Genomic DNA, 13,664 nt, shown 5'->3' with positions numbered 1-13,664 from the left:
AGACGGTCCGAAATGATCGCGAATCAGTCGCCGAGGGAGTTCAGTATCTTTTTCGTCAGCGACTGCTTGGCCTTTCCGACGTCGCGCCAAGGGTCCGATCCGGCTTCAATCCGCGCGAGAATATCGGCGACGCGGAAGCTATTGGCGGTCTCAAGATCCTCGAGCTCGTTCCAGCCGACCGGTGTCGCAATCGGCCCGCCTTCGCGGGCGCGGGTGGAGTAGGGGCAGATGGCCGTCGCGCCGCGCTCGTTTCTGAGCCAGTCGATGAAGATCCGGCCCTTGCGTTTGGCCTTGGACATGGTGGCGATGAAGTGGTCCGGATCGCGATCCGCGAAACGCTGCGCCATCTTCTTGGCGAAACCCTTGGCCTCGTCCCACGACGCACGCCGAACCAGCGGCACGATGACGTGAACGCCCTTGCCGCCGGTCACCATGGGAACGGATTTCAGGCCGATATCCGAAAGTTCGTCGCGAAGCGCGGCCGCAGCGCGCTTCACTGTGGCGAAGTCGACGCTTGGATCGGGATCGAGATCGAAAACCAGACGGTCGGGCGTTTCCAGCCTGTCGATCGTGGCGCCCCAGATGTGAAACTCCAGCGTCCCCATCTGCACAGCGGCAACGAGGCCTTTGGCGTCGCGAACGTACATGTATTTCTCGGTTCCGCCCGAGACCTCCTTGATCGGTGTTTCACGAATCTCCTGCGGAAAGCCGTCGCTTGCATGCTTCTGATAGAAACACTGCCGCTGTCCGCCTTGCGGACAGCGCACCAGCGAAACGGGATGGTCGGCCGCGAAAGGAAGCATCCTGTCCGCAACGACCGCATAGTAGCGGGCGAGGTCGATCTTGGTGATCCCTTGACCTTCGAAGAGTATGCGATCCGGATGCGAGATGTGCACGCCGAGGATGTCGGCATCACCCTTGGCAGGCGCCACTGTCCGTGGCCTGGCCGCACGTTTGCCCTTCCCGGTCTCCGCCGCGGCGTCCGTCGGCTTCGGTCTTTCCAGTTTCACGGCCTTGGCCTCCTTGTCCTCGCGCAATCCCTCGAATGAGCCATGGCGGATATGTCCGTCAGCCGTAAACTCGGTGAAATCCACCTCCGCCACAAGATCGGGCTTCAGCCAGACGGCATCCCGGTTCCTTTCTCTCGGCACGCTGTCGAACGGTGACGTCTTGCGTCGGCGCTTTGCGAAGGCGGCCGCGAGCTCTTCCATGGTCTTTTGCCGGAAGCCGGTTCCGACGCCGCCCCGGTAAACCAGCTTGTCCCCCTCGAAGGTGCCGAGAAGGATTGATGCGAAGGCGCGACCGTTTTTCGTCGACGGGTTAAAGCCGCCGATGACGAACTCCTGGCGTTTCGTGCATTTGACCTTCAGCCAGCTTCGGGTGCGTCCGCTGCGATAAGGAGCATTCGCCTCCTTGGCGATGATGCCTTCCTGTCCGGCCTTGCACATGGCGGCAAGCACGTGTCCGCCATTGCCTCGAACGTGCTCGCTGTACTGAACGGTCGAGGTAGTGCCGAGCGTATCGAGCAAGGCCTCCAGCCGCTCTTTTCGCTCGAGGAGTGGCTTGCGGCTCAGGTCCTTGCCGTCGAGTTCGACGAGATCGAAGGCGTAGAGCCGTGTGGCGGCGCCCGTCCTCAGCGCCTTCTGCAGGGCCGAAAAGGTCGAGCCTTCCTCCGACAGCGCCACCACCTCGCCGTCGATCAGGGCTGACTTGCAGTCGAGCTCGGCGAGAGCGGAGGCGATCGCAGGAAACTTCTCGGTCCAGTCGAGACCATTGCGCGTGTAACAACGGACAGTGCCGCCGCCAATAGCTACCATCAAGCGGTAGCCATCGAACTTGGCCTCGTTCAACCATTCTTCTCCGGCGGGCGCTTTCGTGACCAGCGTCGCGAGCTGTGGCGCCTTGAAGGCGGGCGGCTTTCCGGAAGATTTTCGCGTTCGACGCTTGGCTGTATGGTGGTCCTCAGTAATCGCGCCAGCCTTCAGATTGGCCGCCGTGCTCTTGTTCGAATGCCATACGCGTGCCCGTTTTTCGCCCTTGCCCTTGGCAATTTCATCCATGGTGCGGCCGGTGCGGACACTCGTCAGGTTCTCCTCGACGAGGTGCTCCCCATCCTTTAAGGCGGCTTCGTCGGTTTCCTTGATCAGCAGCCAGTTTTCGCGCTTCTCATCGTCTCGCGGCCGCATGCGCACGAGAGCCCAGCCGCCGCTCATCCGCTTACCGTGCAATTGAAACGAGAGTTTGCCCTTCTTCAGGCCTTCGGACGGATCGCCTTCCGGCTCCCACCAGCCGGTGTCCCAAAGCATCACCGTCCCGCCGCCGTATTCTTCTTCCGGTATCGTGCCTTCGAAATCGCCGTAGGCTAAGGGATGGTCTTCGGTGCGCACCGCGAGGCGCTTGTCTTCCGGATCGAGACTCGGGCCGCGCGTTACGGCCCAGCTTTTCAGCACGCCCTCCCATTCGAGCCGGAAATCGTAGTGCAGCCGCGTGGCGTCGTGTTTCTGGACCAGGAAGCGTTTCCTGCCAGCGCGTGCCCGGGCGACAGTACCTTTGGGCTCGCTCGTCCGCGCAAAGTCGCGGCGTCGGTTGTATTGAGAAAGGGATGCATTGCGAGCAACCATGGATCGTCCTCATGCCGATTTCCGGCGGTTGCGGCGCGAGGAGGATTGCGCCTTTGACTGCGGTTTCTTGCCCTCGCCGCCTTCCAGGCTCTTCTTCAGCGCCGCCATCAGATCAACGACATTGTCGCCTCGTGGCTCTCGACGCTCGCCTTCCTCGACGGCGACGCGCGTCGACTTGCCTTTCATCTTGCGCTTGACGAGTTCCTTCAGCGCCGCCGTGTAGTTGTCCTTGAAGGCGTTGGCGTCGAAGGGCGCGGTTTTCTTCTCGATAAGGGCGCTGGCGACCTCCAGCAGCTCCCTTTCCGCTTTCTTGCCCGATACGTCGGAAAACATCGGGTCGGCCTTCCGCAGTTCGTCGGCATAGCGCAGCGTCTCCAGTAGCAGGCCGTCGCCGCAGGGTTTGACCGCCACCAGATATTCGCGGCCCCTCAGTGTCAGCTGGCCCAGCCCGATCCTTTCCGATTGCCGGAGCGCGTCGCGCACGACGCGGTAGGCGTCCTCCGCAAGCTCATCCGCCGGAACGAGATAGTACGGCTTGTCGAAATAGAGGGGCGAGATGTCGGCGACGCCGACGAACTGGACCAGTTCCAGGGTCTTCTTTGTCTCGAGCTTGATCGAATCCACTTCCTTCGGTTCGAGAAGAACGTATTTGTCGTCCTCGTATTCGTAGCCCTTGACGATGTCGTCGACGTCGACCGGCCCGACACCTTCCACCACCTTCTCGTAGTGGATCGGCTTGCCCGAAGGCTTGTGGATCTGGCGGAAGGAGACGCTGGCGCCCGAGCGGGTCGCGCTGAACAGTTCGACCGGGATCGAAACCAGCGAGAGGCGAAGCTGACCTTTCCAGAGCGCGCGAGCCGGCATCGTTTCCCCCATTCACCGGCCGAGCCTGCGACGCGGCGGCGGCTCACGGTCGTTGCGAGGAGGCTCATGCGCAAGCACGCGCTCAATGGCAGCGATATGCTCGCCGGTGACGGCGGGGACGGGATCGGCGAGCAGCGCCTGGAGTACCTCCTTCGAAAGCACGCCGTTCGCGATCGCCTCCTCGAAGGCGCAACGGGTCTCTCGCTCGGCCTTCGATTGCGCGTAGAGCGCCAGGATCAACCGGTCGCGGGGGTCGAGCCGTCGTGGCGCCGATTTCTCATCGGCTTTTCTGGACATCTGGAGCGTCATGCGGGGAAAACGTGCGATGGCGCGGTGAGGTTCCAGGGCCTTCGCCACGGAATGTCTGTCCGGTAACACTCCCTTAACCATAGTGGTGTCTTAATCCGTGCATTAGGATTTGTGCAGTGCACGTCATCCTTTGACCAAAATTGACGGCAAGAAGGCAACCTGAAGCATTAGATCGCAATGCCGCGATCAGCGGCGATGCCGGGGCATTTTTGCAACAGGACGTTTGGGCGACCCGGTCATGAGCATGAACAGCTCTTGCCGGGTATTTGGATTCGGGGACTGGAAACGATGGAACAGGTTGGATTGGCCGCGACGAGCGATGTGACCCTCTGGTCGCTGTTCATGGAAGCGGGCTTTGTCGTGAAGCTGGTCATGCTGGGGTTGATCGCAGCCTCGGTCTGGACCTGGGGTATCGTCGTCGACAAGACGTTGAACTACGGCCGTGTTCGCCGCCAGCTCGACAATTTCGAGCAGGTATTCTGGTCCGGCCAATCGCTTGAGGAGCTCTATCGCACGCTATCCGACCGGCAGACCGCCGGCATGGGCGCGATCTTCGTCTCCGCCATGCGCGAGTGGAAGAAGAGCTTCGAACGCGGCGCCCGCTCGCCGATCGGCCTGCAGATGCGTATCGACCGGGCCATGGACGTGACGCTCGCTCGTGAATCCGAGACGCTCGAGGCAAGGCTCGGCTCGCTCGCGACCATCGGCTCGGCGGCTCCCTTCATCGGTCTCTTCGGCACCGTCGTCGGCATCATGACCTCGTTCCAGGCAATCGCCGGTTCGAAATCGACCAACCTTGCCGTCGTTGCGCCCGGTATCGCCGAGGCGCTTCTCGCGACCGCCATCGGCCTGCTCGCCGCTATTCCCGCCGTTATCGCCTACAACAAGTTTTCCGCCGATGCCGGCAAGCTGACGGCGCGTATGGAAGCCTTTGCCGACGAGTTCTCCGCCATCCTGTCGCGGCAGATCGACGAGAAGCTGCAGCCCTCGCGCCAGGCCGCGCAATAACGACCCTCGAGCACGGAGACCACGCTGATGGGAATGGCAGTTGGCGGAGCCAAGGGTTCGGGCGGCGGACGTCGTCGGCGCAACGGCAAGAAGGCAATCATGAGCGAAATCAACGTCACGCCCTTCGTGGACGTGATGCTGGTGCTGCTCATCATCTTCATGGTGGCGGCGCCGATGATGACGGTGGGCGTGCCGATCGATTTGCCGGAGACGCAGGCCAAGGCGCTCAACTCCGACACGCAGCCGATTACCGTTTCGGTCAATCCGGCCGGTGAAATTTTCCTGCAGGAAACGCCGATCGGGATCGACGAGGTCGTTCCGAAACTCGAAGCAATTGCGACCACGGGCTACAACGAGCGCATCTACGTGCGCGGCGACACCAATGCCGACTACGGTACGGTGATGAAGGTCATGGCGCGCATCTCGGCCGCCGGTTTCAAGAACCTCGGCCTTGTCACGCTTCAAGAACAGGAAAAGTGATCCCCGGTCATGAAGGGCAGTCTCGCAACATCTGCTGTCCTCCACGCCCTGGTGCTGACCTGGGCGCTGGTTTCGCTCGGTAGCCCGGCCGACTTCGAGGTCGCGGATGTCGAGGCGCTGCCGGTCGATATCGTACCGATCGAATCGATCACGCAGATCCAGCAGGGTGACAAGAAGGCTCCCGCGAAGGAGAAGGCGTCCCCGGTTCCGACCAAGAAGCCGACGCCGGTCGAGAACGCCGAGAATATCGGCGACAACGACGTGGATCTGAAGACGCCGCCCACGCCCGACACCAAGCCGGTCCAGAATGAATCGGCCGCCGCTCCGGAGAAGACCGAGAAGGCGCCGCCGACACCGGATCCTGTGAAGGAAGAGATAGAGAAGGTCGAGGAACCCGAGCCGGCCTCCGAGCCCGCGACGGAAGTTGCGACACTGCCCGAGCCGAAGCAGGAGGTAAAGCCCGAGACCAAACCGGAGCCCGCGCCGGCCGAGGAGCAGCCGGCCGAGAATCCGGAAGCCGAGGCGCTGCCCGACAAGGTGCCGACGCCGATGGCCAAGCCTAGGGTCGAAAAGCCTGCGCAGACCGCCAAGACGCCGGAGCGCAAGAAGGAAGAGACCAAGAAGGAGCAGAAGAAGGCGGCCTCCCAGAAGGAGAGCGACTTCAATGCCGACGAGATCGCGGCGCTGCTCAACAAACAGGAATCGTCCGGCGGCGGCGCGAAACGCTCGACTGAAGAGGCGGCTCTCGGCGGCAAGAAGACGACCAGCGGCAACACGCTTTCGCAGAGCGAAATGGACGCGCTTCGCGGCCAGATCCAGAACAACTGGTCGATCATTCCCGGCATGGCCGACGCGGCGGACGTCCGCATCAAGGTGACGATGCGGCTCGACCCGAACGGCGAGTTGATCGGCGAGCCTGAAGTGGAAGCGAGCGGCGGCTCCGATGCGGCGCGCCGGGCGCTCATGGGCGGCGCTCGCCGCGCCATCCTCAAATCCGCACCCTTCAAGGGATTGCCGGCCGACAAGTATGATTCCTGGAGCGAGGTGGTCGTCAATTTCGATCCCAGCTCGATGCTCTAAATCGGCTGGGACGGGGATGTGGCGGAAAACCGCGCGCACTTTCCTCGTCCCGCCCACAAGAATGAGAGGCTGAAAGGCTTTATGGAAATGCTGAGACGCAACTTTTTCCGCCTTCTGATGGTGATGTTCGCAGGCTGTGGGCTCATTGCCTCGCCGGCAAACGCACTCGTCGAGATCAACATCAACAAGGGCAATGTCGAGCCGCTTCCGGTAGCGATCACCGACTTCCTGCAGGGAGAACTCGGTCAGAAGATTTCCGACGTTGTCGCTGCCGATCTCAAGCGCTCCGGCCTTTTCGCGCCGATCGACAAGGGCGCCTTCATCGAAAAGATTTCCAATCCCGACGCTACCCCGCGATTTGAGGACTGGAAGGTCATCAATGCCCAGGCACTCGTCACAGGACGCGTGACGCAGGAAGGCGATGGCAGGCTGAAAGCCGAATTCCGTCTGTGGGATACTTTTGCCGGCCAGCAGATGCTCGGACAGCAATTCTACACGCAGCCGGAAAACTGGCGCCGCGTCGCCCACATCATCGCCGATGCGATTTATGAGCGGATCACCGGCGAAAAGGGTTATTTCGACACCCGCATCGTCTATGTCGCCGAAAGCGGCCCGAAGACGGCGCGCAAACGCCAGCTCGCGATCATGGATCAGGATGGCGCCAACGCCCGCGCACTCACCAATTCAAACGACATCGTGCTGACGCCGCGCTTCTCGCCGAACCGTCAGGAAATCACCTACATGTCGTTCGAGAACCAGCAGCCGCGCGTCTACCTGCTGCAGCTCGAAACCGGGCAGCGCGAGGTGGTCGGCAACTTCCCGGGCATGACCTTCGCGCCGCGGTTTTCGCCGGACGGCCAGCGGGTGATCATGAGCCTGCAGCAGGAAGGCAACGCGAATATCTATACGATGGACCTGCGCTCGCGCACCACGACGCGGCTGACCAACACCGCAGCGATCGACACGTCGCCGTCCTATTCGCCGGACGGCAGCAGGATCGTTTTCGAAAGCGACCGCGGCGGCAAGCAGCAACTTTACGTCATGGGCGCCGACGGTTCGGGCCAGACACGCATTTCCTTCGGTGACGGTTCCTATTCGACGCCCGTCTGGTCTCCGCGCGGCGATCTCATCGCCTTCACCAAGCAGTCGGGCGGCAAGTTCTCGATCGGCGTCATGAAGCCGGACGGCTCGGGCGAGCGCATCCTCACAACCGGCTTCCACAACGAGGGCCCGACCTGGGCACCGAACGGCCGCGTGCTGATGTTCTTCCGCCAGAACGCCGGTGCCGGAGGCCCGCAGCTCTATTCGATCGACCTCACGGGTTACAACGAGCAGCCGGTTCAGACACAAGGCTTTGCATCCGACCCGGCCTGGTCGCCTTTGATGGAATAGAGCGGACGAGGAGAAACGTGGGCGGTTCTCCGTCCGCATCCCGCGTCTCAACTTGCTGAAGCGCGCCGCAATCTGACGGATCATGCGGCGCGCTTCATGCCTTTGTTTTTGTGCATGTCGTGGCCTACTGCATGTTTCCTTAAATCGTAGCCGATTTAAGTCCTGCAGCGTCCCTTTGCGCGTCTGACAAGACGCGCGGCGCTGTAGGCCCGCTGTGCCGCCCGGGCAGCGTGTATCAGACCGATCACATTTGCGATCGATCCAAGATCATCGTGATCGGGTGTCCACAGAAGCGGCGGGAAATGTGGCCGATGTGCCGCTTTCTCGCCGCAAAGTGCTGGTCTAGCAGGCGCCGCACGCAAATTATCGATTTGTTAACCATATCAGTTGAAAAGCAATTAACCGCTTCCGGTTACAGTCTGGCAACCGTGAATCAGACACTTCTCAAGGAGACCCGGCCCATGAGCCGAATTGACACCCCGGCCGCGAGCCGCATGCAGAATATCGCCCGCAATCCGGTCATGATCGCTCTCGTCATGACGCTCGCCCTTGCCGGCTGCGCTTCGAAAAAGAATATGCCGAATGATGCGGCCGGGCTCGGTCTTGGCGCAGGTGCTGCAACGCCGGGCTCGCAGCAGGACTTCACCGTCAACGTCGGCGACCGCATCTTCTTCGATACGGACTCCAGCTCCATCCGCGCCGATGCCCAGGCGACGCTCGCCCGTCAGGCGCAGTGGCTGGCGAAATACCCGAACTACGCGATCACCATCGAAGGCCACGCCGACGAGCGCGGCACCCGCGAGTACAACCTGGCGCTTGGCGCCCGCCGTGCCGCCGCCACCCGCGACTTTCTCGCCAGCCAGGGCGTTCCAGCGAACCGCATGCGCACGATTTCCTACGGCAAGGAAAAGCCGGTTGCTGTCTGCGACGACATCTCCTGCTGGTCGCAGAACCGCCGCGCCGTTACCGTTCTCGGCGGCGCCGGCATGTGATCGTCCCGCCACTGAAGTGGAGGTTTGAAGGGGCGGCCACGGGCCGCCTTTTCTTTTTTACCACACTTTAGCCGAACTCCGTTGCTTTTTCACAGCGATTGGAAAACTGTGCGGCACTCACCTTTAGAATCGGCGACAGTATCGCGGACCGCGATCGCAGAGGTGGGAGTAATCGGTATTCGAACAGGACAAATGAAATGAAGAAATTTGTCGTGGCAGGACTGATTGGTCTTGTGGCCCTCTCGGGTCTCGGGCCAGCGGCAAATGCCATGCCACTTTCCGGGCTCTTCGCCCGCGCGACCCATACCGATGCCGCCAGCAAACAAAACTTGCCGGTGGTGAAGGTGCAGTCGGCCGACCTCGGACGGATCGGTCAACTCGAGGAAGAGATCCGCTCGCTCAACGGGCGTATCGAGGAAATGAGCTTCCAGTTGCTGCAGATGCAGGAACAGATCCGGAAGTTCCAGGAGGACAACGAGTTCCGCTTCCAGGATCTCGAAAACGGCAAGTCCTCTTCGAAGAAGAGCGGCGCACTCGAAACGCCGAAATCCAATGACCAGGCGTCCGTCACCCCGGGGGTGACGGATAGCCAGCCCCCGGTGGCGCCTTCTGCCGGCGGCAACGATATGGCGGCAACAGGCGCCAATCCCGGCTCGACCGGTGCTGCGCCGCCGACGACGTTGGGGCAGATCATTTTCGACGAGAGCGGCAATCCGGTATCGGCGACCGCTGATGCCCAGCCTGGCGCCAACGCCACGCCCCCCGGGGTGGACACCGGGACGGCCAACTCCGCCGGTGGCGATGCGGGTATCAACGCCAATCCCGGCACCGAGCAGCAAACCGCTTCTCTCGACAATCCGGGCGATCTCTACCAGTCCGCTTACGGGCACGTGCTTTCCGGCGATTACGCCGTGGCGGAACAGGAGTTCCGGGACTATCTCGACGTCTTTCCCAACGGCGACAAGGCGGCCGACGCCAGTTTCTGGATGGGTGAGGCCCAGTATTCGCAAGGCAAGTACAGCGACGCAGCGAAGACTTTTCTGAACGCGCATCAGGCTCACGGCAAATCGCCCAAGGCGCCCGAGATGCTCCTGAAGCTTGGCATGTCTCTCGGCGCTCTCGACAACAAGGAAACCGCCTGCGCCACGCTACGCGAGGTGAACAAGCGCTACCCCAAGGCTTCGCCCGCCGTGAAGGCAAAGGTGTCGAGCGAGCAGAGCCGCTTTGGCTGCTGAGGCGCCCCGCGTGCCCGAAGCCGTTGTCGCCGCGGCCAGACATCTCCTGCGTTCCTTCGCCAAACCCTGCCGGATTCTCGCGGCCGTCTCCGGAGGCAGCGACTCCAAGGGGCTTCTTCTTGCTCTCCACTCCGCGATCGGAAACAGAGATCGCGAAGGCTTCTCGCTCGCCGCCTGCACGATCGATCATGCCTTGAGACCGGAATCTGCAGGTGAAGCGGCAGCCGTGGCGGCGTTCTGTGCCGAACGAGGTATCCCCCACCTTGTCCGCCGCTGGGAAGGCGACAAGCCACGAACGGGCATCCAGGCAGCCGCGCGCCAGAAACGCTATGAACTGTTGGCGGATGCCGCCGCCGCCCTCGGCGCCGATTGCGTCGCCACCGGGCATACGCGAGACGATCAGCGCGAGACGATCGCGATGCGCGGTGCGCGCGGCGAGGGGGAGGGACCGGGCGGCGCCGGCATGGCGAGCACCATGTTTTACGGGCACCGCGTCTGGGTGTTGCGACCATTCCTTGGCCTGAGCCGCGCCGACATACGGGCATTCCTGAGCGCGCGGGGTGTCGAGTGGTTCGACGATCCGAGCAACGCCAATCCGCTGTTCGAGCGTGTTCGTGTGCGTTCCGAACTCAAGGCCTCGGAAGAGGCACCCGTAGCCCCGTGGAGCGCGGCGCAAAGGGCCGCGTCATCGGCGCGGGCAGCCGCCTTGATCGAGACCCATGTGCGGGTGCACGAGACCCTCGTGGCTGAGGTTGCGGCGGCCCAGGCGGGAAACACGAGCGACGCCGACTGGCGCCGCGCGCTTCTGTCCGTCGCCGCAGTCCTCGGCGGCCGCAATCATTTGCCGGGGCATGCGACGATCGAGCGCATATCCGGCTTTCTGCAAACCGGCGCGCCGGGACGAATGACGGCGGGAGGTGTCGTCTACGACAGGCGTCCAAATGGTCTCTACCTCTACCGTGAGGCGCGCGGCCTGTCCGCTCTTGTTGTCGATCCCGGCGAGACGAGCGTTTGGGACGGGCGCTTCAATGTAACGAATGGCGGACAGCACCCGGTGGCTGTGACTGCCTCACAGAAAGATAATCAATGGGATCAAAGGCTTATTGATTCAGGTCTGCCCCCAGGCGTCGCCAAACGAGCCGTGCGGGCCGCGCCACATATTGCTCCGGCGCAAGCCGACGTCGTCGGCTCGATCCGCGCGAAAGTCGAATGCCGCATCGCCCTTTACGACACCTTTTTGCCCGGTTTTGACCGGACTATGGCGGATGCGCTCGCGTTGTTGTTCGGGCGCGAACGTTACCCCGCTCCGCCGGTACACGATGTTTTTGACAGAAATGGAGAGGGACTTGGCGGTTTGCCTTGGCAAGGCGACGCCAGAACCTTATGTTAAGGAACAAGACTGTAGCTCGGCGAAATGTCCGGGCTGCGACAGGTTCCGGGGAGTTCGATGAACCCTAATTTTCGTAATTTTGCCCTTTGGGCAATCATAGCGCTTCTCCTGATTGCGCTATTCAGCATGTTCCAGCAGCCGACCGAGCGCGCCGGTTCACGCGAAATTCCATTCTCGCAGTTTCTGAAGGATGTCGACGCCAGCCGCGTCAAGGAAGTCGTAATCACCGGCTCGAAGGTGATCGGCAGCTATACTGAAAGCGGCGCCACCTTCCAGACCTATGCACCCTCCGTCGATACCGCTTTGACCGAACGGCTCGAAGCCAAGGACGTTACCGTCACCGTGCGCCCGGAAACGGACGGATCGTCGGGCTTTCTGAGCTATATCGGCACTCTGCTGCCGATGCTGCTGATCCTCGGCGTCTGGCTGTTCTTCATGCGGCAGATGCAAGGCGGCTCCCGTGGAGCGATGGGCTTCGGCAAGTCCAAGGCCAAGCTCCTGACCGAAGCGCATGGCCGCGTCACATTTGACGATGTCGCCGGCGTCGACGAGGCCAAACAGGACCTCGAGGAAATCGTCGAATTCCTGCGCGATCCGCAGAAGTTCCAGCGTCTCGGCGGTCGCATCCCGCGCGGCGTGTTGCTGGTCGGCCCTCCCGGCACCGGTAAGACGCTGCTTGCCCGCTCGGTCGCCGGCGAAGCGAACGTGCCCTTCTTCACGATCTCCGGTTCGGATTTCGTCGAGATGTTCGTCGGTGTCGGTGCGTCGCGCGTCCGCGACATGTTCGAGCAGGCGAAGAAGAACGCTCCCTGCATCATCTTCATCGACGAGATCGATGCCGTCGGCCGTCATCGCGGCGCCGGCCTTGGCGGCGGCAACGACGAACGCGAGCAGACGCTGAACCAACTGCTTGTCGAGATGGACGGCTTCGAAGCCAATGAGGGGATCATCCTCATCGCGGCGACCAACCGTCCCGACGTGCTCGATCCGGCGCTGCTGCGCCCGGGGCGCTTCGATCGCCAGGTCGTCGTGCCGAATCCGGACATCAACGGCCGCGAACGGATCCTCAAGGTGCATGTCCGCAATGTGCCGCTGGCACCCAATGTCGACCTCAAGGTCCTGGCACGCGGCACGCCGGGCTTCTCCGGCGCCGACCTCATGAACCTCGTCAACGAGGCTGCGTTGATGGCGGCGCGGCGCAACAAGCGCCTTGTCACAATGCAGGAGTTCGAGGACGCCAAGGACAAGATCATGATGGGTGCGGAGCGTCGCTCCTCCGCCATGACCGAGGCCGAGAAGAAGCTGACCGCCTATCACGAGGCCGGCCATGCGATCGTTGCGCTCAACGTTCCCTCTGCCGATCCGCTGCACAAGGCGACCATCATCCCGCGCGGCCGCGCGCTCGGCATGGTGATGCAACTGCCCGAGGGCGACCGCTACTCGATGAGCTACAAGTGGATGATCTCGCGTCTCGCCATCATGATGGGTGGCCGCGTAGCCGAGGAAATCACCTTCGGCAAGGAGAACATCACCTCCGGCGCGTCCTCCGATATCGAGCAGGCGACGAAGCTCGCGCGTGCGATGGTGACGCAATGGGGCTTCTCCGATCAGCTCGGACAGGTTGCCTATGGTGAGAACCAGCAGGAGGTCTTCCTCGGCCACTCCGTGGCGCAGCAGAAGAACGTTTCGGAAGCGACCGCGCAGAAGATCGACAACGAGATCCGCCGCCTGATCGACGACGCTTACGGAACGGCGCGTCACATCCTGACGGAGAAGAACCACGAATTCGTGGCGCTCGCGGAAGGCCTGCTGGAGTACGAAACTCTGACCGGCGACGAAATCAAGTCGCTGATCCGCGGCGAGAAGCCTGCACGCGACCTCGGAGACGATACACCTCCGCATCGCGGTTCGGCCGTCCCCTCCGCCGGCACGAAGAAGGAAGCCGGTGCCAAGGGCGAGGAGCCTGAAGGCGGCTTCGAACCGCAACCGCAATAGGACTCGTCGGAAAAATGAAATCAGAAGGCCGCCGCGCCGGAAGGAGCGGCGGCTTTTTGTTGGGTGTGTTCATCCAGAATATCTTTCGCGCACTTGGTAACGCGATGTAATGATTTCTGATGATAGGATTGCTGCCGTTTGCTGCGGTTTTATGCCAAAGATGATTCAACCCTGCCTGAGCTCTGCGCTAGACGCGAGCAGGCTGCAGCAATAGAGGGTGCCGCTACTGCATGATTCCTTAAATCGGAATCGATTTAAGGACAAAATCATGCAGCAGTTCAAAGTGCTACAGCGACCT

The 13,664-nt window shown here is 62.1% G+C and carries 11 protein-coding genes; 8 read left to right on the top strand and 3 right to left on the bottom strand.

Features of this window, described 5'->3' with window-relative positions:
* Window positions 1-23: 23 nt before the first annotated feature.
* The 3 genes from ligD to RB548_RS15395 are packed head-to-tail and all read right to left on the bottom strand — an operon-like array spanning window position 24 to window position 3,782.
* Entirely contained in the window at window positions 24-2,621 is a 2,598-nt protein-coding gene (gene ligD, locus RB548_RS15405) for a DNA ligase D (RefSeq protein WP_331372135.1), read from the bottom strand.
* 9 nt (window positions 2,622-2,630) lie between these two features.
* Window positions 2,631-3,485, bottom strand: coding sequence for a non-homologous end joining protein Ku (gene ku / locus RB548_RS15400; RefSeq protein ID WP_331372134.1), 855 nt, complete (start codon window positions 3,483-3,485; stop codon window positions 2,631-2,633).
* 12 nt (window positions 3,486-3,497) lie between these two features.
* Window positions 3,498-3,782, bottom strand: a complete 285-nt coding sequence (locus tag RB548_RS15395; protein ID WP_331372133.1) for a hypothetical protein — start codon at window positions 3,780-3,782, stop codon at window positions 3,498-3,500.
* Between the two features lie 300 nt (window positions 3,783-4,082).
* Between RB548_RS15395 and tolQ the strand changes: the two genes are divergently transcribed.
* The 8 genes from tolQ to ftsH all read left to right on the top strand — a co-directional run bounded on the left by tolQ (window position 4,083) and on the right by ftsH (window position 13,366).
* On the top strand, window positions 4,083-4,802 hold the full coding sequence (tolQ, locus tag RB548_RS15390) for a protein TolQ (protein ID WP_331372132.1): 720 nt from the start codon (window positions 4,083-4,085) through the stop codon (window positions 4,800-4,802).
* Between the two features lie 27 nt (window positions 4,803-4,829).
* A complete protein-coding gene (gene tolR / locus RB548_RS15385) occupies window positions 4,830-5,282 on the top strand; it encodes a protein TolR (RefSeq protein ID WP_136508077.1) in 453 nt (150 codons plus the stop codon).
* Between the two features lie 9 nt (window positions 5,283-5,291).
* Window positions 5,292-6,362, top strand: coding sequence for a hypothetical protein (locus tag RB548_RS15380; RefSeq protein ID WP_331372131.1), 1,071 nt, complete (start codon window positions 5,292-5,294; stop codon window positions 6,360-6,362).
* A gap of 81 nt (window positions 6,363-6,443) precedes the next feature.
* Complete coding sequence (gene tolB / locus RB548_RS15375) at window positions 6,444-7,754, top strand: Tol-Pal system beta propeller repeat protein TolB (protein ID WP_331372130.1); 1,311 nt, start codon at window positions 6,444-6,446, stop codon at window positions 7,752-7,754.
* Between the two features lie 461 nt (window positions 7,755-8,215).
* Window positions 8,216-8,746, top strand: a complete 531-nt coding sequence (gene pal, locus RB548_RS15370; RefSeq protein ID WP_331372129.1) for a peptidoglycan-associated lipoprotein Pal — start codon at window positions 8,216-8,218, stop codon at window positions 8,744-8,746.
* A gap of 197 nt (window positions 8,747-8,943) precedes the next feature.
* Window positions 8,944-9,981 (top strand): tol-pal system protein YbgF, encoded by a 1,038-nt coding sequence (ybgF, locus tag RB548_RS15365; RefSeq protein WP_331372128.1) that lies wholly within the window; start codon window positions 8,944-8,946, stop codon window positions 9,979-9,981.
* Between the two features lie 10 nt (window positions 9,982-9,991).
* Window positions 9,992-11,371: a tRNA lysidine(34) synthetase TilS gene (gene tilS, locus RB548_RS15360; RefSeq protein ID WP_331372127.1), complete on the top strand. Its 1,380-nt coding sequence runs from the start codon at window positions 9,992-9,994 to the stop codon at window positions 11,369-11,371.
* Between the two features lie 57 nt (window positions 11,372-11,428).
* The gene (gene ftsH, locus RB548_RS15355) at window positions 11,429-13,366 is read left to right on the top strand and encodes an ATP-dependent zinc metalloprotease FtsH (RefSeq protein WP_283961309.1); all 1,938 of its coding nucleotides are present in this window, start codon (window positions 11,429-11,431) and stop codon (window positions 13,364-13,366) included.
* Window positions 13,367-13,664: the final 298 nt, after the last annotated feature.

The sequence above is a fragment of the Sinorhizobium chiapasense genome, from assembly GCF_036488675.1.
GTDB classification, from domain to species: Bacteria; Pseudomonadota; Alphaproteobacteria; order Rhizobiales; family Rhizobiaceae; genus Sinorhizobium; species Sinorhizobium chiapasense.
This window is presented reverse-complemented; position numbering and strand designations above follow the sequence as displayed.

Bases quoted from the DNA above. Each gene is read 5' to 3' on its own strand.
- ligD (WP_331372135.1), bottom strand. From the start codon at position 2,621: ATGGTTGCTCGCAATGCATCCCTTTCTCAATACAACCGACGCCGCGAC.
- ku (WP_331372134.1), bottom strand. From the start codon at position 3,485: ATGCCGGCTCGCGCGCTCTGGAAAGGTCAGCTTCGCCTCTCGCTGGTT.
- RB548_RS15395 (WP_331372133.1), bottom strand. From the start codon at position 3,782: ATGTCCAGAAAAGCCGATGAGAAATCGGCGCCACGACGGCTCGACCCC.
- tolQ (WP_331372132.1), top strand. From the start codon at position 4,083: ATGGAACAGGTTGGATTGGCCGCGACGAGCGATGTGACCCTCTGGTCG.
- tolR (WP_136508077.1), top strand. From the start codon at position 4,830: ATGGGAATGGCAGTTGGCGGAGCCAAGGGTTCGGGCGGCGGACGTCGT.
- RB548_RS15380 (WP_331372131.1), top strand. From the start codon at position 5,292: ATGAAGGGCAGTCTCGCAACATCTGCTGTCCTCCACGCCCTGGTGCTG.
- tolB (WP_331372130.1), top strand. From the start codon at position 6,444: ATGGAAATGCTGAGACGCAACTTTTTCCGCCTTCTGATGGTGATGTTC.
- pal (WP_331372129.1), top strand. From the start codon at position 8,216: ATGAGCCGAATTGACACCCCGGCCGCGAGCCGCATGCAGAATATCGCC.
- ybgF (WP_331372128.1), top strand. From the start codon at position 8,944: ATGAAGAAATTTGTCGTGGCAGGACTGATTGGTCTTGTGGCCCTCTCG.
- ftsH (WP_283961309.1), top strand. From the start codon at position 11,429: ATGAACCCTAATTTTCGTAATTTTGCCCTTTGGGCAATCATAGCGCTT.